This window comes from Pseudomonas sp. WT-JTC, assembly GCF_056711565.1.
Genome location: NZ_CM160042.1, coordinates 1 through 19,457, shown reverse-complemented (window position 1 = coordinate 19,457; position 19,457 = coordinate 1). Strand labels below are relative to the sequence as shown.

The 19,457-nt window shown below is 59.9% G+C and carries 17 protein-coding genes; 9 read left to right on the top strand and 8 right to left on the bottom strand.

All coding sequences use genetic code 11. The annotated features are described in order from the left end of the window. Positions 1-5 precede the first annotated feature (5 nt). From fmt to AC06G5_RS00070, 4 genes are all read left to right on the top strand, one after another. Positions 6-965, top strand: a complete 960-nt coding sequence (gene fmt / locus AC06G5_RS00085) for a methionyl-tRNA formyltransferase (RefSeq protein WP_413422976.1) — start codon at positions 6-8, stop codon at positions 963-965. Then, the gene (gene rsmB, locus AC06G5_RS00080) at positions 962-2,272 is read left to right on the top strand and encodes a 16S rRNA (cytosine(967)-C(5))-methyltransferase RsmB (protein WP_413422974.1); all 1,311 of its coding nucleotides are present in this window, start codon (positions 962-964) and stop codon (positions 2,270-2,272) included. The genes fmt and rsmB overlap by 4 nt, the downstream gene beginning before the upstream one ends. Before the next feature lie 22 nt (positions 2,273-2,294). Further along, the gene (gene trkA, locus AC06G5_RS00075; protein WP_413422972.1) at positions 2,295-3,671 is read left to right on the top strand and encodes a Trk system potassium transporter TrkA; all 1,377 of its coding nucleotides are present in this window, start codon (positions 2,295-2,297) and stop codon (positions 3,669-3,671) included. Between the two features lie 166 nt (positions 3,672-3,837). Next, entirely contained in the window at positions 3,838-4,152 is a 315-nt protein-coding gene (locus AC06G5_RS00070) for a tetratricopeptide repeat protein (protein ID WP_413422970.1), read from the top strand. On the opposite strand, the gene AC06G5_RS00065 is transcribed toward AC06G5_RS00070, so the two are convergent. The 3 genes from AC06G5_RS00065 to tag all read right to left on the bottom strand — a co-directional run bounded on the left by AC06G5_RS00065 (position 4,153) and on the right by tag (position 6,039). After that, entirely contained in the window at positions 4,153-4,392 is a 240-nt protein-coding gene (locus tag AC06G5_RS00065) for a PilZ domain-containing protein (protein WP_111283366.1), read from the bottom strand. A 161-nt stretch (positions 4,393-4,553) separates the two neighbouring features. Continuing rightward, the gene (locus AC06G5_RS00060; protein WP_413422968.1) at positions 4,554-5,441 is read right to left on the bottom strand and encodes a lysophospholipid acyltransferase; all 888 of its coding nucleotides are present in this window, start codon (positions 5,439-5,441) and stop codon (positions 4,554-4,556) included. A 40-nt stretch (positions 5,442-5,481) separates the two neighbouring features. Then, complete coding sequence (gene tag, locus AC06G5_RS00055) at positions 5,482-6,039, bottom strand: DNA-3-methyladenine glycosylase I (RefSeq protein WP_413422966.1); 558 nt, start codon at positions 6,037-6,039, stop codon at positions 5,482-5,484. Between the two features lie 81 nt (positions 6,040-6,120). On the opposite strand from tag, the gene glyQ reads away from it, so the two are divergent. The 4 genes from glyQ to AC06G5_RS00035 all read left to right on the top strand — a co-directional run bounded on the left by glyQ (position 6,121) and on the right by AC06G5_RS00035 (position 10,546). Continuing rightward, a complete protein-coding gene (gene glyQ, locus AC06G5_RS00050; protein WP_003187265.1) occupies positions 6,121-7,074 on the top strand; it encodes a glycine--tRNA ligase subunit alpha in 954 nt (317 codons plus the stop codon). Continuing rightward, positions 7,071-9,125: a glycine--tRNA ligase subunit beta gene (glyS, locus tag AC06G5_RS00045; RefSeq protein WP_413422964.1), complete on the top strand. Its 2,055-nt coding sequence runs from the start codon at positions 7,071-7,073 to the stop codon at positions 9,123-9,125. The genes glyQ and glyS overlap by 4 nt, the downstream gene beginning before the upstream one ends. Positions 9,126-9,129: 4 nt before the next feature. Continuing rightward, positions 9,130-9,675: a D-glycero-beta-D-manno-heptose 1,7-bisphosphate 7-phosphatase gene (gene gmhB / locus AC06G5_RS00040; protein ID WP_177323565.1), complete on the top strand. Its 546-nt coding sequence runs from the start codon at positions 9,130-9,132 to the stop codon at positions 9,673-9,675. 91 nt (positions 9,676-9,766) lie between these two features. Next, complete coding sequence (locus AC06G5_RS00035; protein ID WP_413422961.1) at positions 9,767-10,546, top strand: lysophospholipid acyltransferase family protein; 780 nt, start codon at positions 9,767-9,769, stop codon at positions 10,544-10,546. Positions 10,547-10,762: 216 nt separating this feature from the next. Here the strand turns inward: AC06G5_RS00035 and AC06G5_RS00030 are convergent, their stop codons facing one another. Continuing rightward, on the bottom strand, positions 10,763-12,295 hold the full coding sequence (locus tag AC06G5_RS00030) for a sensor histidine kinase (RefSeq protein ID WP_413703790.1): 1,533 nt from the start codon (positions 12,293-12,295) through the stop codon (positions 10,763-10,765). Between the two features lie 169 nt (positions 12,296-12,464). Between AC06G5_RS00030 and AC06G5_RS00025 the strand changes: the two genes are divergently transcribed. Then, positions 12,465-13,181, top strand: coding sequence for a response regulator transcription factor (locus AC06G5_RS00025; RefSeq protein WP_413422957.1), 717 nt, complete (start codon positions 12,465-12,467; stop codon positions 13,179-13,181). A 62-nt stretch (positions 13,182-13,243) separates the two neighbouring features. Here AC06G5_RS00025 and gyrB read toward each other — a convergent pair whose 3' ends face one another. From gyrB to dnaA, 4 genes are read right to left on the bottom strand one after another with little or no spacing between them, the layout of a single operon-like run. Continuing rightward, on the bottom strand, positions 13,244-15,661 hold the full coding sequence (gyrB, locus tag AC06G5_RS00020; protein WP_111283364.1) for a DNA topoisomerase (ATP-hydrolyzing) subunit B: 2,418 nt from the start codon (positions 15,659-15,661) through the stop codon (positions 13,244-13,246). Between the two features lie 5 nt (positions 15,662-15,666). Then, the gene (recF, locus tag AC06G5_RS00015) at positions 15,667-16,770 is read right to left on the bottom strand and encodes a DNA replication/repair protein RecF (RefSeq protein WP_095943030.1); all 1,104 of its coding nucleotides are present in this window, start codon (positions 16,768-16,770) and stop codon (positions 15,667-15,669) included. A gap of 20 nt (positions 16,771-16,790) precedes the next feature. After that, positions 16,791-17,894: a DNA polymerase III subunit beta gene (gene dnaN, locus AC06G5_RS00010; RefSeq protein WP_007969885.1), complete on the bottom strand. Its 1,104-nt coding sequence runs from the start codon at positions 17,892-17,894 to the stop codon at positions 16,791-16,793. A 39-nt stretch (positions 17,895-17,933) separates the two neighbouring features. After that, positions 17,934-19,457: a chromosomal replication initiator protein DnaA gene (gene dnaA / locus AC06G5_RS00005; RefSeq protein ID WP_413422954.1), complete on the bottom strand. Its 1,524-nt coding sequence runs from the start codon at positions 19,455-19,457 to the stop codon at positions 17,934-17,936.

The window sequence follows — 19,457 nt, the reverse complement described above, 5'->3', positions numbered from 1 at the left end:
CACCCATGACTGAGCCACTGCGCATTGTCTTTGCCGGCACCCCGGAATTCGCCGCCGAACACCTCAAGGCCCTGCTGAGCAGCCCTTATGAGGTCGTCGCGGTCTACACCCAACCGGATCGTCCGGCCGGTCGCGGGCAAAAACTGATGCCGAGCCCGGTCAAGCAGCTGGCGCTGGAAAACAACATCCCGGTGCTGCAGCCGCCCACCTTGCGCAACGAAGACGCCCAGGCGGAACTGGCTGCGCTGAAACCGGACTTGATGGTGGTGGTCGCCTACGGCCTGATCCTGCCGCAAGTGGTGCTGGATATTCCGCGCCTGGGTTGCATCAACAGCCACGCCTCGCTGCTGCCACGCTGGCGTGGTGCAGCGCCGATCCAGCGCGCCGTGGAAGCGGGCGACGCCGAAAGCGGCGTGACCGTGATGCGCATGGAAGCCGGCCTCGACACCGGGCCGATGCTGCTCAAGGTCACCACCCCGATCAGTGCCGAAGACACTGGTGGCAGCCTGCACGATCGACTCGCCGAAATGGGCCCGCCGGCCGTGGTCCAGGCAATTGCCGGCCTCGCCGCCAGAACCCTCGAGGGCGAAGTCCAGGACGACAGCCTGGCCACCTACGCGCACAAATTGAACAAGGACGAAGCACGCATCGACTGGACTCGCCCGGCAGTTGAGCTGGAGCGCCTGGTCCGCGCCTTCAACCCGTGGCCGATCACCCACAGCACCTTGAATGGCGAAGCCCTGAAAGTGCTGGCCGCGAACCTCGCCGAAGGCAAAGGCGCCCCGGGTGAAATCCTCGGCGCCAGCAAGGACGGTCTGATCGTCGCATGCGGCGAACAGGCCTTGTGCCTGACCCGCCTGCAATTGCCTGGCGGCAAGGCGCTGAACTTCAGCGACTTGTTCAACAGCCGCCGTGAGAAATTCGCCATCGGCACCGTCCTCGGCCAAGCGGCGGACGCTCAATGAATCCGCGTCTGGCCGCCGCCAAGGCACTTGCCGCTGTCCTGAACGGAAAAGCATCGCTCAACAGTTCACTGCCTACACAGATGGACAAGGTCGAGGACCGTGATCGCGGCTTCACCCAGGACCTGGCGTTCGGCACCGCACGCTGGCAGCCACGCTTGTCGGCGCTGGCGGCCAGGCTGCTGCAGAAACCGTTCAAGGCCGCCGACGCCGATGTCGAGGCGCTGTTGCTGGTCGGTCTCTATCAGTTGCTCTATACCCGCGTCCCCGCCCATGCCGCCATCGGTGAAACCGTCGGGTGCGCCGACAAGCTGAAAAAGCCTTGGGCCAAGGCGTTGCTCAACGCTGTGCTGCGCAACGCCCAGCGCGAGAGCGAAACGATTTTCGCCGAGCTGGAACGCGATCCAGTGGTGCGCACCGCGCACCCGCGCTGGTTGCAGAAATCCCTGAAGGCGTTCTGGCCGGAGCAGTGGGAAGCCATTTGCGCGGCGAACAACGCGCATCCGCCGATGATCCTGCGGGTCAACCGTCGCCATCACACCCGGGATGCCTACCTCGGTTTGCTGACGGATGCCGGTATCGCCGCCACGCCGTGCGTCTACAGCCGCGACGGCATTGTGCTCGAAGCGGCCACCGACGTGCGCGGCCTGCCGGGTTTCGCCGATGGCTGGATCAGCGTGCAGGACGAAGCCGCACAACTGGCCGCTGATCTGCTGGATCTGGCACCGGGCCAACGGGTGCTCGACGCCTGCTGCGCACCGGGCGGCAAGACCTGCCATATTCTCGAAGCCGAGCCAGAACTGGCCGGCGTCGTGGCGGTAGACCTGGAAGCCAAGCGCCTGGTGCGGGTGCGGGAAAACCTCGAACGCCTGAAACTGAGCGCCGAGCTGATTGCCGCCGACGGTCGCGACACTCAGGCGTGGTGGGATGGCAAGCCGTTCCAGCGCATCCTGCTGGACGCACCCTGTTCGGCCACCGGCGTGATTCGTCGTCACCCGGACATCAAGCTGACCCGCCAACCCGACGACATCGCCGCGCTGGCGCTGCTGCAAGGCGAGTTGCTCGACGCCATGTGGAGCACGCTGGAGGTCGGCGGCATTCTGTTGTACGCCACCTGTTCCACACTGCCGACCGAGAACACTGAAGTCATCGAAGCCTTCCTTGCCCGCACACCAGGTGCCCGTGAGCTGGACCTTGCCACGGCGGCGGGAATCAAGCAGCCACATGGTCGACAGTTGCTGGCCCAGGAAGGCGGCCACGACGGGTTCTACTACGCCAAGCTGATCAAGATCGCCGCTGCGCGCGGTTAAATGGATTCAATGGAGTGAGTGGATGAAAATCATCATCCTGGGTGCAGGGCAGGTTGGCGGTTCGCTGGCGGAACACCTGGCCAGTGAAGCCAACGACATTACTGTGGTCGACACCGATGGCGAGCGCCTGCGCGACCTTGGCGACCGCCTGGACATTCGCACCGTACAAGGTCGCGGCTCATTCCCGACGGTGTTGCGCCAGGCCGGGGCCGATGACGCCGACATGCTGGTCGCCGTGACCAACAGCGATGAAACCAACATGGTCGCCTGCCAGGTCGCCCACACCCTGTTCCACACCCCGACCAAGATCGCCCGGGTGCGCGAAGCCGCGTACCTGACCCGCGAAGAGCAGTTGTTCCAGAACGAAGCGATTCCGGTGGACGTGCTGATCAGCCCGGAACAAGTGGTTACCAACTACATCAAGCGCCTGATCGAGCATCCGGGCGCCCTGCAGGTGATCGACTTCGCCGAAGGCAAGGCGCAACTGGTGGCGGTGCGGGCGTACTACGGCGGGCCACTGGTGGGTCAGCAACTGCGGCAGTTGCGTGAACACATGCCAAACGTGGAGACCCGCGTTGCGGCGATTTTCCGTCGTGACCGGCCGATCCTGCCGCAAGGCGACACGGTGATCGAGGCCGACGACGAAGTATTTTTCATCGCTGCCAAAGCCAACATTCGCGCGGTCATGAGCGAAATGCGCCGTCTCGACGAAACCTATAAACGCATTGTCATCGCCGGTGGCGGGCAGATCGGCGAGCGTTTGGCCGAGGCCATCGAAAGCCGTTATCAGGTAAAAGTCATCGAGATGAATCCGGCACGCTGCCGTCATCTCTCGGACCACCTCGACAGCACAGTGGTGTTGCAGGGCAGCGCTTCGGACCGCGACCTGCTGCTGGAAGAGAACATCGCCGACGCGGATCTGTTCCTCGCCCTGACCAACGACGACGAAGCCAACATCATGTCGTCGCTGCTGGCCAAGCGCCTGGGTGCGAAGAAGGTGATGAGCATCATCAACAACCCGGCCTACGTCGATCTGATCCAGGGTGGCGACATCGACATCGCCATCAGCCCGCAACTGGCGACCATCGGCACCTTGCTGGCCCACGTGCGCCGGGGCGACATCGTCAGCGTGCACTCACTGCGCCGGGGCGCGGCGGAGGCCATCGAGGCGATTGCCCACGGCGATGCGAAATCGAGCAAGGTGATCGGCAAGGCCATCGAGAACATCGGCCTGCCGCCGGGGACCACCATCGGTGCGATTATCCGCGACGAAGAAGTGATCATCGCCCACGATGACACCGTGATCGAAACGGGCGACCATGTGATTTTGTTCCTTGTGGATAAAAAGCATATTCGCGATGTGGAGAAGCTGTTCCATGTAGGGCTTAGCTTCTTCTGATGCGGATTTAGCGCTGGCCTGCCTTTGTAGGAGCGAGCCCTGCTCGCGATGGTCGTCAACGGTAATGCTGGAAACCAGACACCCCGCGTCGCTCTCAGGTTCATCGCGAGCAAGCTCGCTCCTACAACAAATCAACCCCTGACATGCCTCAGGCAAGGAATCCACCATGATCGAATCCCTGGAAAAAATGCTCGCCAAGGGTGTGGATAACGCTTTGCTGCGCTTCGGCCTGGGCAAGGGTTATCTGGATCTGGGGGAGAACGCCAAGGCTGCGGAGCATTTTCAACGCTGCGTCGAATTCGATCCAAAGTATTCGGCAGCATGGAAATTACTGGGCAAGGCCCATCTGGCGCAGGCGAACTTTGCAGCCGCGCGGCAGGCCTGGGAGCAGGGCCTGGAAGCTGCTCGCGGCCATGGCGACAAGCAGGCCGAGAAGGAAATGACGGTGTTCCTGAAGAAGCTCGAACGCCAGGCGCACTGATCAGAGATAACGCAAACCGATGCCCTCGGCATCGACCAGCACCACTTCCATGCGTACCCGCGGCGCGCCTGTGGGTAAGTCCTGCACCTGTCCGTAGACCACCGCGCCCCGGGGCAGCGCCGACAGTTTCGGATGCTTGACGTACACGCCGGTGGTCGACAGGTTGCGTGTCTGGCCCAGGCAATCGCCGAAGCTTTCGTGACTGATCTTGATGCGAAATGACTTGCGGTGTTCGGACATCTTCTGCGCCCTTTGATGAACGGTTGTGGATACGTGTAGGAGCGAGCTTGCTCGCGATGGATGCCAGGGCGCCGCGTTCAACCTGGCAGCCCACGTCATCGTTAACGTCCATCGCGAGCAAGCTCGCTCCTACAGGTTATCCACAGAGTGTGCCAAGTCAGTCAGTACCAACGCTCTTCACCTGGTGGACGCTTCTTGAAGCGCTTCATGCTCCACATGTACTGGCTCGGGTAGGCCCCGACATAACGCTCGACCACTTTACTCATGGCCGCACAGGACACCGCTGTATCGGTGCTGTACATGGCCTCTGGCGCGGCTTCGAGGATCACTTTGTAACCTGAACCGTCCGGCAGGCGCAGGGCGTGCAGGAACACGCCGACCGCCTTGCCGCCGGCCAGCATGTTCGGCACGAACTTGCTGGTCAGCGCCTGAGTGGCGAAGAACGGCACGAAGATCCCGGCGGATTCGGCCGGTTCCGGGTCAGCAGGAATGCCCACTGCACCACCTTTGCGCACTTCCTTGATGACACTGAGGATGCCTTCCTTGGTGGAAGCAGCGACCTTGTTACCCAACTGCACCCGCTGCTTTTGCAGCAATTCATCCACCGCCTTCAATTTGGGCGGACGGTAAAAAATGATCGGTTTGCACTGGCTGCAGTAGAAGTGATTGAGCACTTCCCAGTTGCCCAGGTGGCTGGTGATGCCGACCACGCCTTTGCCGGAGGCGAGGGCGTCCTTCAGTACGTCGAGGCCTTCGACTTCGCGCACCAGGTCGATGGAGCGCTGGGCCGGCCAGATCCAGGCGCAGGCGCTTTCGGTCAGGGACTTGCCGATGTCTTTCAGGCTCTGCCCGACCAGGCGCTCGCGCTCGGCGGGGTCCATGTCCGGAAAGCACTTGGACAGATTGATCCGTACCACGTCGCGGGAACGGTTCGGGGTTTTCCACATGACCCAGCCAATCGCCGAGCCCACGGCCTGCACGGCCCACCACGGAAGCAGGGCAAACAGCCGCAGAGCGCCTACCAGCAAGGCGCCTTTAAACTTATCCACAGGTCACTCCTGATCTTGTGCTGTGCGCGAGGCGGCCATTCTAACCGCCGTTCGCCAGCTGCGCGTAGCGGTCGCAATCGCGGGTGTGATCCATGACCATTCCCGAGGCCTGCATCAGCGCGTAGCAAATGGTCGGCCCGACGAACGTGAAACCGGCTTTTTTCAGGCCTTTGCTCATTTCCACGGCAGTCGGCGTCACGGCCGGGACTTCGCTGCGATCCTTGAAATGATTGATCACAGGCTTGCCTCCGACGAACGACCAGAGAAATTCCACCGGGTCCTCCAGCGCCAGCCAGGCCTGGGCATTGCGCCGGGCCGCGTTGAGCTTGAGGCGGTTGCGGATGATGCCCGGATCGAGCATCAACCCGTCGATTTCGGCATCGCTCATCTGCGCCACGCGCTGCACATCAAAACCGAACATCACCTGACGATAATGCTCGCGTTTGCGCAGCACGGTGATCCAGGAAAGCCCGGCCTGGAACCCTTCGAGCAAAAGCAACTCGAACAATCCCTGCGCATCGCGTAGCGGCGTGCCCCACTCCTGATCGTGATAAGCCATGTACAACGGATCTTCGGAACACCAAAAGCAGCGTGGCATAAGGCTCCAGGGGGCGTGCGCAGCCATGAATCGGGTATACTCCCGCTCTTTAAATCGCAGCCCAAGAAACAGGTGAATTTCGTGAGCCAGCCTACGCCAGCCGTGCGTACCTTCCAAGACTTGATCCTCGCCCTCCAGCAATACTGGGCCGAGCAAGGTTGCGTGGTACTTCAGCCCTACGATATGGAAGTAGGCGCCGGCACTTTCCACACTGCAACATTCCTGCGCGCCATTGGCCCGGAAACCTGGAACGCCGCCTACGTGCAGCCAAGCCGCCGTCCGACTGACGGCCGCTACGGCGAAAACCCGAACCGTCTGCAGCACTACTACCAGTTCCAGGTCGTCCTGAAGCCGAACCCGGACAACTTCCAGGAACTGTACCTGGGCTCCCTCAAGCACGTTGGCCTGGACCCGCTGGTCCACGACATCCGCTTCGTCGAAGACAACTGGGAATCGCCGACCCTCGGCGCCTGGGGTCTGGGCTGGGAAGTGTGGCTCAACGGCATGGAAGTGACCCAGTTCACCTATTTCCAGCAAGCGGGCGGCATCGAGTGCTACCCGGTGACCGGCGAGATCACTTACGGTCTCGAGCGTCTGGCCATGTACCTGCAAGGCGTGGACTCGGTCTACGACCTGGTCTGGGCTGACGGCCCGTTCGGCAAAGTGACCTACGGCGACGTGTTCCACCAGAACGAAGTGGAGCAGTCCACCTACAACTTCGAACACGCCAACGTCGACAAGCTGTTCGAACTGTTCGATTTCTACGAAAGCGAAGCCAAGCGCCTGATCGAGCTCGACCAGCCGCTGCCGTTGCCGAGCTACGAAATGGTGTTGAAGGCTTCCCATACCTTCAACCTGCTGGATGCGCGCCGGGCGATCTCGGTGACTGCGCGTCAGCAATACATCCTGCGTGTACGCACCCTGGCGCGTTCCGTTGCGCAAGCCTACCTGCTGGCTCGCGCCAAGCTGGGCTTCCCGATGGCAACCCCGGACCTGCGTGATGAAGTACTGGCCAAGCTGGAGGCTGCACAATGAGTGCTCTGGATTTTCTGGTTGAACTGGGCACTGAAGAACTGCCACCCAAAGCCCTGAACACCCTGGCCGAGGCGTTCCTCGCCGGTATCGACAAGGGCCTGCAAGCTGCCGGCCTGAACTACGAAACCAAAACCGTTTACGCCGCCCCGCGCCGCCTGGCCGTGCTGATCACCGCACTGGCCACCCAGCAGCCGGATCGCAGCATCAACCTCGACGGTCCGCCACTCCAGGCGGCTTTCGATGCCGAAGGCAACCCGACCCAGGCGGCCCTGGGTTTTGCCAAGAAGTGCGGCGTCGAGCTGAGCGAAATCGACCAGAGCGGCCCGAAACTGCGCTACAGCCAGAGCATCGCCGGCAAGCCGACCGCGAGCCTGCTGCCGACCATCGTCGAAGATTCCCTGAACGACCTGCCGATCCCGAAACGCATGCGTTGGGGCGCGCGCAAGGAAGAATTCGTGCGTCCGACCCAATGGCTGGTGATGCTGCTCGGTGACCAGGTCATCGACTGCACCATCCTCGCCCAGAAGGCCGGCCGTGATTCCCGTGGTCACCGCTTCCATCACCCGGAAAGCGTGCGCATCGGTTCGCCGTCCAGCTACCTGGCCGACCTGCGTGCCGCCTACGTGCTGGCCGACGCCAACGAACGTCGCGAGATCATCAGCAAGCGCACCGAAGAACTGGCCACCCGCCAGGAAGGTACGGCAATCGTTCCGCCAGCCCTGCTCGATGAAGTGACCGCGTTGGTCGAATGGCCGGTGCCGCTGGTGTGCTCGTTCGAGGAGCGCTTCCTCGACGTACCGCAAGAAGCACTGATCACCACCATGCAGGACAACCAGAAGTACTTTTGCCTGCTGGACGCCGACGGCAAGTTGCTGCCACGTTTCATTACCGTGGCCAACATCGAAAGCAAAGACCCGCAGCAGATCATCGCCGGTAACGAGAAAGTGGTTCGCCCACGCTTGACCGACGCCGAGTTCTTCTTCAAGCAAGACAAGAAGCAGAAACTCGAAGACTTCAACCAACGCCTGCAGAACGTGGTGTTCCAGGAAAAACTCGGCAGCGTCTACGACAAGGCCGAGCGCGTATCCAGGCTGGCCGCGTTCATCGCTCAGCGCATCGGCGGCAACGCTGCGTGGGCAGCCCGTGCGGGCCTGCTGTCGAAGTGCGACCTGGCGACCGAGATGGTCGGCGAGTTCCCGGAGATGCAAGGTGTCGCCGGTTACTACTACGCCCTCAACGACGGCGAGCCGGAAGATGTCGCACTGGCCCTGAACGAGCAGTACATGCCGCGCGGTGCTGGCGCTGAACTGCCCGGCACCCTGACCGGTGCGGCCGTGGCCATCGCCGACAAGCTCGATACCCTCGTGGGTATCTTCGGCATCGGCATGCTGCCAACCGGCAGCAAGGATCCGTATGCCCTGCGCCGTGCCGCACTGGGCGTGCTGCGCATCCTGATCGAGAAACAACTGGACCTGGACCTGACCGACGCCGTGGCTTTCGCCGTGGATGCGTTCGGAACCAAGGTCAAGGCTGCCGGCCTCAATGACTCGGTGCTGGAATTCATCTTCGACCGTCTGCGTGCCCGTTACGAGGACGAAGGCGTCGACGTTGCCACCTACCTGTCGGTGCGTGCCCTCAAGCCTGGCTCGGCCCTGGACTTCGACCAGCGCGTGCAAGCGGTAGAGGCCTTCCGCAAACTGCCGGAAGCCGCTGCCCTGGCCGCCGTGAACAAGCGAGTGTCGAACCTGCTGAGCAAGGTCGAAGGCTCGGTGCCTACCGTCGTGGAAGCCAAGTACTTCGACAATGCCAACGAGTTCTCCCTGTACTCGGCGATCCAGCAGGCTGACCAGGCTGTGCAACCGATGGCCGCCTTGCGTCAGTACAGCGAATCCCTGGCACGCCTGGCTGCACTGCGCGAGCCGGTGGATGCGTTCTTCGAAGCCGTGATGGTCAACGCGGAGGACGCAAAAGTCCGCGCCAACCGTTATGCATTGCTGGCGCGTCTGCGTGGGTTGTTCCTCGGCGTCGCCGACATTTCGCTGCTGGGCTGAGGAGTTGCTGTTGAAACTGCTGATTCTCGATCGGGACGGGGTGATCAATTACGACTCCGACGCTTACATCAAGTCGGTGGAGGAGTGGATCCCACTTCCCGGCTCGATCGAAGCCATCGCGCAGTTGAGCAAGGCCGGCTGGACGGTAGCGGTCGCTACCAACCAGTCGGGCATCGCTCGCGGCTATTACGACCTCGCCACCCTGGATGCCATGCACGAGCGCTTGCGCGCGCTGGTGGCGGAGCAGGGCGGTGAAGTCGGCCTGATCGTCTACTGCCCCCACGGGCCGGACGAAGGCTGCGATTGCCGCAAGCCGAAACCCGGGATGTTGAAAACCATCGCCGCTCATTACAACGTGTCGCTGACCGATCTCTGGTTCGTCGGCGACAGCCTTGGTGACCTGGAAGCAGCCAAAGCCGTCGATTCACAGCCAGTTTTGGTAAAGACCGGGAAAGGCGAAAAGACTTTGGGCAAGACCCTTCCGGTTGGCACATTGATTTTTGACGATCTGGCGGCGATTGCCGCAGAACTTATCCACAAATGCCCTTGAGTAAGTGTGCGCTTCGATTGATCCTGACCATGGATGAAAGGGAAGTGCGCTTTATATAGGACGGGCAACTCCCGCAACGGTAAACGTCACCATGTCGATATTGCAGGCCATCAGAACCTTCCTCTTTTACCTGCTGCTGGGCACCAGCTCCTTGCTGTGGTGCAGCCTGAGCTTTTTTATCGCGCCGTTTCTGCCTTTCAAGGCACGTTATCGCTTCATCAACGTGTATTGGTGCCGCTGCGCCTTGTGGCTGAGCAAAGTGTTTCTGGGTATCCGCTACGAAGTGAAGGGTGCCGAGAACGTACCTGAACAGCCTTGCGTCATTCAGTCGAACCACCAAAGCACGTGGGAGACGTTCTTTCTCTCCGCTTACTTCTCACCGCTAAGCCAGGTGCTCAAGCGTGAGTTGCTCTATGTGCCGTTCTTCGGTTGGGCCATGGCCATGTTGCGACCGATCGCCATCGATCGCGACAACCCGAAAGCCGCGCTCAAGCATGTGGCGCAAAAAGGTGATGAGTTGCTCAAGGACAATGTCTGGGTGCTGATCTTCCCCGAAGGCACGCGCGTTCCTTACGGCACCATCGGAAAATTCTCGCGCGGTGGCAGCGCACTGGCGGTCAACGCCGAATTGCCCGTGCTGCCGATTGCGCACAACGCAGGCAAGTTCTGGCCGAAAACCGGTTGGGCGAAAAAGCAGGGTGTCATCACTGTGATCATTGGCGCACCGATGTATGCCGAAGGCACAGGACCACGAGCCATTGCTGAATTGAACGACCGGGTCCAGGCGTGGAACGAGCAGATGCAACGGGAAATGGGCTCGCTGCCACCGGCTCCGCAAGCGCCGGTATCAAACGATCAGGTGGCTGTCTGAGATTCTGTGGATAACCTGTGTACCGTTTCATTGAAAACCGTCGTTATTTGTACGTAACCTTATGATTTTTTTACATATTTATTTGGATGATAAAAACCATAAAAACGTGCATAAGTATTTTTTGGACGTAAAGAATCCGGCTGATATAGCCGGTTTTTTTATGCCCGGAGCAATTGTTGATTGCCGACATGATCGAGCAACCTGGATCGTTCGCTTTCATTGCATAAACAACGGAAATTGCAGCCTGAATGTCGTGCCCTGACCCACCTCGCTCCGGCACTCGATTCGCCCGCCGTGCCGATCCACAACGGCTTTGACCATCGACAATCCCAACCCCACGCCATCGATACCCTGGGCGGAAGAAAAGCGCCGGTATTGGCTGAACAGTTCAGGTAACTCCTCGGCGGCGATGCCTTTGCCCTGATCGATGAGCTCACAGATCAGCCAGTTGTCGTGTTGACTGACGTGCAAACGGATACGAGTACCGGAAACACTGTACTTGATGGCATTTTCCAGCAGATTGAACAATGCCCGGGTCAGCAGCGACTGATCCGCCAGTACCAGACTTTCCTGTGCCTGCTCTTCCACTTGATGAACCAGTTCGATTTGTTTCAACTGCGCGATGGGCAGCGCCTGATCGAACACATCCAGCACCAGCATCGCAAACAGGCTCGGCTGAAACTGATAAGCCTCGGACTCCGCCCTCGCCAGTTGAACGAAACCGTCAGTCAGTTCCAGGGCCCGGCGTACCTGTAGCTCGATTTGATCAAAGAGCGGCGAATCGCCGCCCACTTGATGACGATGGACATCGAGCAACGCGAGGATGGCCGAGTGAGGCGCCCGCAGGTCGTGAGACAGAAACCGCAACAGGACCGCGCGCTGCTCCTCCGCCTCGCGTTCAACACTCAAATCAGTCAGGTTCCATAGCCAGCCGACCGGAATCTCACCATCTACCGGTAATAGCCCGGCACGCTCCAGACGCAGGCTGCGTTCCTTGAGGTCGCGAAACTCCAGCAGCGGCAGTGTCGATAAGGGCGAACCCGGCCTGCGGTTCATATCCGGATAACCGAGCTGTTTGAGTCGTTCCAGCACATCATCGCCGACCAGATCCCCACCAAACAGGTCACGGGCCTTGCGGTTGCCGAGCAGGATCTGCCCCTGGGGATCGCTGATCAACGTCGCCACCGGCAAGTATTCCAGGCCATCGGCGATGAATCGGTGGGTATCACGGGTCAGGCTCATGGCTTGTTCCAGCGCCACGATTTGTTTCTGCAGACGGTCGCCACCGGAGTACTGGGCACGACGGCGCTCCGGAAACACTTTCGGCTCGCTGTCCAGCCGCGCCAATTCCCAACCGAAATAGGTCAACACCACACTGAGGCGCCGCCAGTTCCAGATCAGATAACCAAATAGCATCCCCAACAGTGCAGGCGTCGGTGACCACCACCATCTCTTGAACTCCGCGAGGCCGGCACTGGTCAGCAACGCACACGCCATCCCCGTAAGCGTCAGCCAGAGCGCCAGGCGCGGACGCCACAGCAACAGCCCGAGTACGCACGTCACCAGACCAAGGGAAAGCAATGCGCTCAAGCCAGGGAATGCATCGTCCAGGTTAACTTGCGCGCGGTAGGACAGCAGTGTCGTCAGCGGCAACAGCACAAGACTTATCCACAACCACTCGCGCACCAATTGCCGAAACAATCGCTGTACCTGGCTTGGCTCCCGGCTTTCATGGCGTTGGTCAAACATGGCCAACAGGGCAGGGCTGAGTGAATGGATTCATGGTTCCTGCGTCTAAGGTGTCGACTCAAGAATCATAGCGGACGCCGCGACCAACGGTGGGCCGCTTGCTTTCACTGTATAGATTGAGCCGCTATCGTCGATAAACAGCAGCCCAAGTGACAAGGAATCACCGTGTATGCGCGTTGCGATTCTGGACGATGAGCCCGCCGAATTACTCCGGGTCGAACAAACCCTGCAACAAATGGCCGAAGCCGGAGAGCAGCCGTGGTCGCTGCACAGCTTCGAACGGACCGAAGAGCTGATGCGTCAACTGCGTCGGGAAACCTTCGACCTGCTGATCCTCGACTGGCAACTGCCCGACCTCACAGGTTTTTCATTGCTGCTATGGACCCGCGAACACATGGAAACGCCGCCTGCGACAATCATGCTCACCAGTCGCGACAGCGAAAGCGATATCGTTCAGGCCCTGAATGCCGGCGCCGATGACTACGTCAGCAAACCGTTCCGCCCCAATGAACTGAAGGCCCGTGTTGGCGCAGTCCTGCGCCGACATGGACAGCAGCGCGCAGCTAGCGAGGGGTTGAGCTTCAATGATCTGGTTTTCGACGACGCCGGGCTGACCGTCACTCGCGACGGCAAACCGATCGTCATGACCGAACGCGAGTACCGCTTGGCGCATTGCCTGTTCAGCAACCTCGGTCGACCGCTGTCGCGAGACTACCTGTACGAACGATTGTGGCCCCATGAAGAAATGTCGTCGTCACGACCGCTGGATACGCACATCTATCGCCTTCGCAACAAGCTGGGGCTGACGGCGGATCGCGGTTGGCAGTTGCTGACGATTTATGGGTATGGGTATCGATTGGAGAGTGTGACGCCGGCGAGTGAGTGAAACGCGGGCAATAAAAAAGGCCAATGCGGATGCATTGGCCTTTTCGTTTGCGTCGACCGGGATCAGAAGTCCAGGTTGGACACCGCCAGGGCGTTGCTTTCGATGAAGTCGCGACGAGGTTCGACCGCATCACCCATCAGGGTGTTGAAGATCTGGTCCGCGCCAATGGCGTCTTCGATGGTCACTTTCAGCATGCGGCGCACGCTTGGGTCCATGGTGGTTTCCCACAGCTGATCCGGGTTCATCTCGCCCAGACCTTTGTATCGCTGGATGGTGTGACGCTTGGTGCTTTCGGCCATCAGCCAGTCCAGGGCTTCCTTGAACTCGGTGACCGATTTACGGCGTTCGCCACGCTGGATGTACGCGCCATCGTCGAGCAGGGTGCTCAGTTGAGCGCCCAGGGAAACAACCGTCTTGTAGTCGTTGCTGCCGAAGAAGTCGCGGTTGAAGGTGACGTAGTTGGACAGGCCGTGGGAGATCAGTTCGACCTCTGGCAGCCACACGCCACGCTCACGGTCTTCACGCAGGCTGGCCTTGTAGACCAGACCCGACTTCTCGACGGTGCGCAGACGCACTTCGTACTGGGCCAGCCAATCCTGCATCGCTGCGTGATCGGACAGTTGCTCCATGCTGACAGCCGGCAGGTAGATGAAGTGCTCGGTCAGTTCCTGTGGATACAGGCGCGACAGGCGCTTGAGGGTCTTCATCACCAGACGGAAGTCATTCACCAGACGCTCAAGGGCTTCGCCGGAGATTCCCGGTGCATCCTCGTTCAGGTGCAGGCTCGCATCTTCCAGGGCCGACTGCGTCATGTACTCTTCCATGGCGTCGTCGTCTTTGATGTATTGCTCTTGCTTGCCTTTCTTCACTTTGTACAGCGGCGGCTGAGCGATGTAGATGTAGCCACGCTCGATCAGCTCCGGCAACTGACGGAAGAAGAAGGTCAGCAGCAGGGTGCGGATGTGCGAACCGTCGACGTCAGCATCGGTCATGATGATGATGTTGTGATAGCGCAACTTGTCGATGTTGTACTCTTCGCGACCGATGCCGCAACCCAGCGCAGTGATCAAGGTGCCCACTTCCTGGGAAGAGATCATCTTGTCGAAGCGTGCCTTCTCGACGTTCAGGATTTTACCCTTGAGGGGCAGAATCGCCTGGGTCTTGCGGTTACGTCCCTGCTTGGCAGAGCCGCCCGCGGAGTCACCTTCCACGAGGTACAGTTCGGACAGGGCAGGGTCCTTTTCCTGGCAGTCGGCCAGTTTGCCCGGCAGGCCGGCGATGTCCAGCGCGCCCTTGCGACGGGTCATCTCGCGGGCCTTACGTGCCGCTTCACGGGCACGGGCCGCATCGATCATCTTGCCGACGACCAGCTTGGCTTCGTTCGGGTTTTCCAGCAGGAAGTCGGAGAAGTACTTGCCCATTTCCTGTTCGACCGCGGTCTTCACTTCGGAAGACACCAGCTTGTCTTTGGTCTGGGAGCTGAACTTCGGATCCGGCACTTTCACCGAAATGATCGCGGTCAGGCCTTCACGGGCGTCGTCACCGGTGGTGGCGACCTTGTGCTTCTTCGCCAGGCCTTCGGCTTCGATGTAGGTGTTCAGGTTACGCGTCAGCGCGGAACGGAAACCTACCAGGTGAGTACCGCCGTCGCGCTGCGGAATGTTGTTGGTAAAGCACAACAGGTTCTCGTTGAAGCTGTCGTTCCACTGCAGGGCGATTTCCACGCCGATGCCGTCTTCACGCTGGATGTTGAAGTGGAACACCTGGTTGACCGGGGTCTTGTTGGTGTTCAGGTATTCAACGAACGCACGCAGGCCGCCTTCGTATTTGAACAGCTCTTCCTTGCCGCTGCGCTCGTCCTTGAGGACGATACCGACACCGGAGTTGAGGAAGGACAGCTCACGAATCCGCTTGGCCAGGATGTCCCAACTGAAGTGGATGTTCTTGAAGGTTTCGCTCGAAGCCTTGAAGTGGATCTGTGTACCGGTGGTTTCGCTGTCGCCAACGATTTTCATCGGTTCTTGCGGAACACCGTGGACGTAAGTCTGTTCCCAGATCTTGCCGCTACGGCGAACGGTCAGGACCAGCTCTTCCGACAGGGCGTTAACTACCGACACACCCACACCGTGCAGACCGCCGGAAACCTTGTAGGAGTTGTCGTCGAATTTACCGCCGGCGTGCAGCACGGTCATGATGACCTCGGCTGCCGAAACGCCTTCTTCTTTGTGTACGTCTACCGGGATGCCACGGCCGTTGTCGCGAACGGTGATGGACTCATCCGGGTGGATGATGATGCTGATGTCGTCGCAGTAGCCGGCGAGCGCTTCGTCGATCGAGTTGTCGACCACCTCGAACACCATGTGGTGCAGGCCGCTGCCATCGTCGGTATCACCAATATACATACCGGGACGTTTGCGTACGGCATCCAGGCCTTTCAGCACTTTAATGCTCGTTGAGTCGTACGTATTTTCTTCGCTCAATGCCTTCACTCCCGATGGTCGTGGGTCTGGGTGATACGGCCCTGTTCCACGTGGAACAGAGCAACTGGCGTTTCCGTCTGCCAGCCTTCCCTCAATAATTCGTGATCTACACAGGTGATAAATACCTGGCAGCGTAAGTCTTCCAACAAGCGGCAAAGCGCGCGACGGTGGTGCTCGTCCAGCTCGGACGGCAAGTCATCCACCAGATAAATACACTGACCGCGTCGAGCCTGGCTGACCAGGTGCCCCTGGGCAATCCGTAATGCGCAAACCACCAACTTCTGCTGGCCACGGGACAAGATGTCCGCGGCGTTGTGCGCGCCCAGTCTGAGACGCAAATCAGCACGTTGTGGTCCGGCCTGGGTATGCCCCATTTGCTGGTCTCGCTGCAGAGACCCGGCAAGCACAGCGCTCAGTTCACGGTCCTTGTCCCAGCCGCGGTAATAGCTGAGCGTCAAGCCTTCAAGCTCAACCAGTTCGCTCAAGGTTTGTTCAAAGACTGGTTTCAAGGCTTTGATATAAGCGCGGCGGTATTCATCAATTTCAGCGCTGGCCTGACACAGTTCCCTGTCCCAAACCGCTTGCGAAACGGCGTCAAGTGTACCATGCCGCAGCCAAGAGTTTCTCTGGCGCAGGGCCTTCTGCAAGCGCTGCCAGGTTGACATGAAGCGCGGTTCCACGTGGAACACGCCCCAGTCGAGAAACTGTCGGCGAATCTTCGGCGCACCTTCCAGCAATCGAAAGCTGTCCGGATTGATCAGTTGCAGTGGCAGGATCTCTGCCAGTTGCGCGGCGCTACGCGCATTCTGCCCATCGATACGGATCTGGAATTCGCCTTGGCGATCCCGGGAAATTCCCAAGGCACTTTGCCCGCCCTCTGCCAGTTCAACCTGGCCAAAGACCGTACAGGCAAGCTGTTCGTATTGAATGACCGGCAACAGGCGGGTGCTGCGAAACGAACGGGCAAGCCCCAGCAGATGGATGGCTTCCAGAACACTGGTTTTGCCGCTGCCGTTGGCGCCGTAAAGAATATTGATGCGGGGGGAGGGGGAGAAGGTCACCGGGTGCAGATTGCGCACCGCGGTGACCGAGACGCGACTTAAGGACATCTAGCTTCTGCTGAGCATGATTACAGACGCATCGGCATGACAACGTAGGCCGAGTCGTCGTTATCCGATTCCTGCACCAGCGCGCTGCTGTTGGAGTCGGACAGGATCAGACGAACCTGCTCGGTGGTCATCACGCCCAGTACGTCGAGCAGGTAGCTCACGTTGAAGCCGATTTCCAGAGAGCCACCGTTGTATTCAACGCCCACTTCTTCTTCCGCTTCTTCCTGCTCCGGGTTGTTCGCCTGGATCTTCAGCTGACCACTGGCCAGTTGCAGACGGATACCACGGTATTTTTCGTTGGACAGAATCGCGGTACGGCTGAACGCTTCGCGCAGAGCCTGGCGATCGCCAAGAACCAGCTTGTCGCCGCCTTTCGGCAGAACGCGTTCGTAGTCCGGGAATTTGCCGTCGACCAGCTTGGAGGTGAAGGTGAATTCACCGGTGGTGGCACGGATGTGGTGCTGACCCAGCACGATGCTGACATTGCCGTCCGGCTCGGTGAGCAGGCGCGCCAGTTCGAGGATACCTTTGCGCGGCACGATGACCTGGTGACGATCCGGCTGGCCGATATCTGCCTGCATCGAGCACATGGCCAGACGGTGACCGTCGGTGGCTACGGCACGGATCACGCCGGCAGAGACTTCCAGCAGCATGCCGTTGAGGTAGTAACGCACGTCCTGCTGGGCCATGGCGAAGCTGGTGCGCTCGATCAGGCGACGCAGTTTGCTTTGCTCCAGGCTGCAGGTCAGCGAACCCGGGCCTTCTTCCACGGTAGGGAAATCGTTGGCCGGCAGAGTCGACAGGGTGAAGCGGCTACGGCCGGCCTTGACCACGAGCTTCTGCTCATCGACCTTGATGTCGATCAGCGCATCGTTCGGCAGGCTTTTGCAGATATCCATCAACTTGCGCGCCGGCACAGTGATGGAACCCGGATCCGCCGGCTCTTCGAGTTGAACACGACCGACCAGCTCGACTTCCAGGTCGGTACCGGTCAGCGACAATTGCTGGCCTTCGACAACCAGCAGCACGTTGGAGAGCACCGGCAAGGTCTGTCGGCGCTCAACGACGCCTGCGACCAGTTGCAGGGGTTTCAACAGGGCTTCGCGTTGAATGGTGAAATGCATGGTCTAGTCCCTTGCCTTAATTAGCTGCGCTGGTGTTCATCAAGTGGTCAGCGTACGCAGCAGGTTCTTGTAGTCCTCGCGGATGTCCGCGTCGGATTCCTTAAGTTCGTTGATCTTGCGGCATGCGTGCAAGACCGTCGTATGGTCGCGACCGCCAAACACATCGCCGATTTCCGGCAGGCTGTGGTTGGTCAGTTCCTTGGACAACGCCATGGCGACCTGTCGCGGACGAGCGACCGAACGCGAACGGCGTTTGGACAGCAAGTCGGAGATCTTGATCTTGTAGTACTCGGCGACGGTGCGCTGAATGTTATCCACAGAGACCAGTTTATCCTGCAACGCCAACAAGTCCTTCAGGGATTCGCGAATCAGCTCGATGGTGATATCGCGGCCCATGAAGTGCGAGTGGGCGATCACGCGTTTGAGCGCGCCTTCCAGCTCACGGACGTTGGAGCGAATACGTTGGGCAATGAAGAACGCGGCGTCGTGAGGCAGCTCGACCTTTGCCTGATCGGCCTTTTTCATCAGGATCGCCACGCGGGTTTCCAGCTCCGGTGGCTCGACCGCTACGGTCAGGCCCCAGCCAAAGCGGGATTTGAGGCGTTCTTCAAGGCCTTCGATTTCCTTCGGGTAGCGGTCACTGGTGAGAATGACCTGCTGGCCACCTTCGAGCAGCGCGTTGAAGGTGTGGAAAAACTCTTCCTGGGAACGCTCCTTGCGGGCGAAGAACTGAATGTCATCGATCAGCAACGCATCCACCGAACGGTAGAAGCGCTTGAACTCGTTGATCGCGTTCAGTTGCAGGGCCTTGACCATGTCCGCCACGAAACGCTCGGAATGCAGGTACACCACCTTGGCATTCGGGTTCTTCTTTAACAGGTGGTTACCCACAGCGTGCATCAAGTGGGTTTTACCCAGGCCGACGCCTCCATAAAGGAAGAGCGGGTTGTAACCATGCTTGGGATTGTCTGCCACCTGCCAGGCGGCGGCGCGCGCCAACTGGTTGGATTTACCTTCAACGAAATTCTCGAAGGTAAAGGTGCGGTTCAGGTAACTGGTGTGCTTGAGCGCACCTTCGACCTGCACGGTACGTTGCTCGGCACGAACCGGAGCCTGTTGCGAACTGGCGCCGGCCATCGGGTCGAAGCTGTCACGGGAAGGTTCTTCCTCGGTGACCTCGGCCACTTTTTGCGTGGCACGCTTGGTCGAAGTCGCAGCAGGTGCTGGCGGTGGCGGACTGGCGGGCGCTTGGGCAGCCTGGGCTTGGGAAGCCGCGGCAGCCAGTGGAGCATTTGGCGCGGCACGAGGTGCCGAACTGCGTTTGCTGCCTATTAATAAGGAAAGCGCAGGCGCCATGCCATTGCCGTGCTCATCGAGCAATTCGAGAACACGCCCCAGGTACTTTTCGTTGACCCAGTCCAGAACAAAACGATTGGGTGCATACACACGCAACTCGTCGCCTTCGGCTTCGACCTGTAGTGGACGGATCCAAGTGTTGAATTGTTGGGCAGGCAGCTCATCGCGCAGAAGCTCCACGCACTGCTGCCAAAGTTCCACTGACAC

Excerpts from the sequence above, each read along its gene's own strand:
- dnaN (WP_007969885.1), bottom strand. The coding sequence starts at position 17,894 with ATGCATTTCACCATTCAACGCGAAGCCCTGTTGAAACCCCTGCAACTG.
- AC06G5_RS00035 (WP_413422961.1), top strand. The coding sequence starts at position 9,767 with ATGTCGATATTGCAGGCCATCAGAACCTTCCTCTTTTACCTGCTGCTG.
- tag (WP_413422966.1), bottom strand. The coding sequence starts at position 6,039 with ATGCCACGCTGCTTTTGGTGTTCCGAAGATCCGTTGTACATGGCTTAT.
- trkA (WP_413422972.1), top strand. The coding sequence starts at position 2,295 with ATGAAAATCATCATCCTGGGTGCAGGGCAGGTTGGCGGTTCGCTGGCG.
- AC06G5_RS00025 (WP_413422957.1), top strand. The coding sequence starts at position 12,465 with ATGCGCGTTGCGATTCTGGACGATGAGCCCGCCGAATTACTCCGGGTC.
- AC06G5_RS00065 (WP_111283366.1), bottom strand. The coding sequence starts at position 4,392 with ATGTCCGAACACCGCAAGTCATTTCGCATCAAGATCAGTCACGAAAGC.
- rsmB (WP_413422974.1), top strand. The coding sequence starts at position 962 with ATGAATCCGCGTCTGGCCGCCGCCAAGGCACTTGCCGCTGTCCTGAAC.
- fmt (WP_413422976.1), top strand. The coding sequence starts at position 6 with ATGACTGAGCCACTGCGCATTGTCTTTGCCGGCACCCCGGAATTCGCC.
- AC06G5_RS00030 (WP_413703790.1), bottom strand. The coding sequence starts at position 12,295 with ATGTTTGACCAACGCCATGAAAGCCGGGAGCCAAGCCAGGTACAGCGA.
- recF (WP_095943030.1), bottom strand. The coding sequence starts at position 16,770 with ATGTCCTTAAGTCGCGTCTCGGTCACCGCGGTGCGCAATCTGCACCCG.
- AC06G5_RS00070 (WP_413422970.1), top strand. The coding sequence starts at position 3,838 with ATGATCGAATCCCTGGAAAAAATGCTCGCCAAGGGTGTGGATAACGCT.
- glyS (WP_413422964.1), top strand. The coding sequence starts at position 7,071 with ATGAGTGCTCTGGATTTTCTGGTTGAACTGGGCACTGAAGAACTGCCA.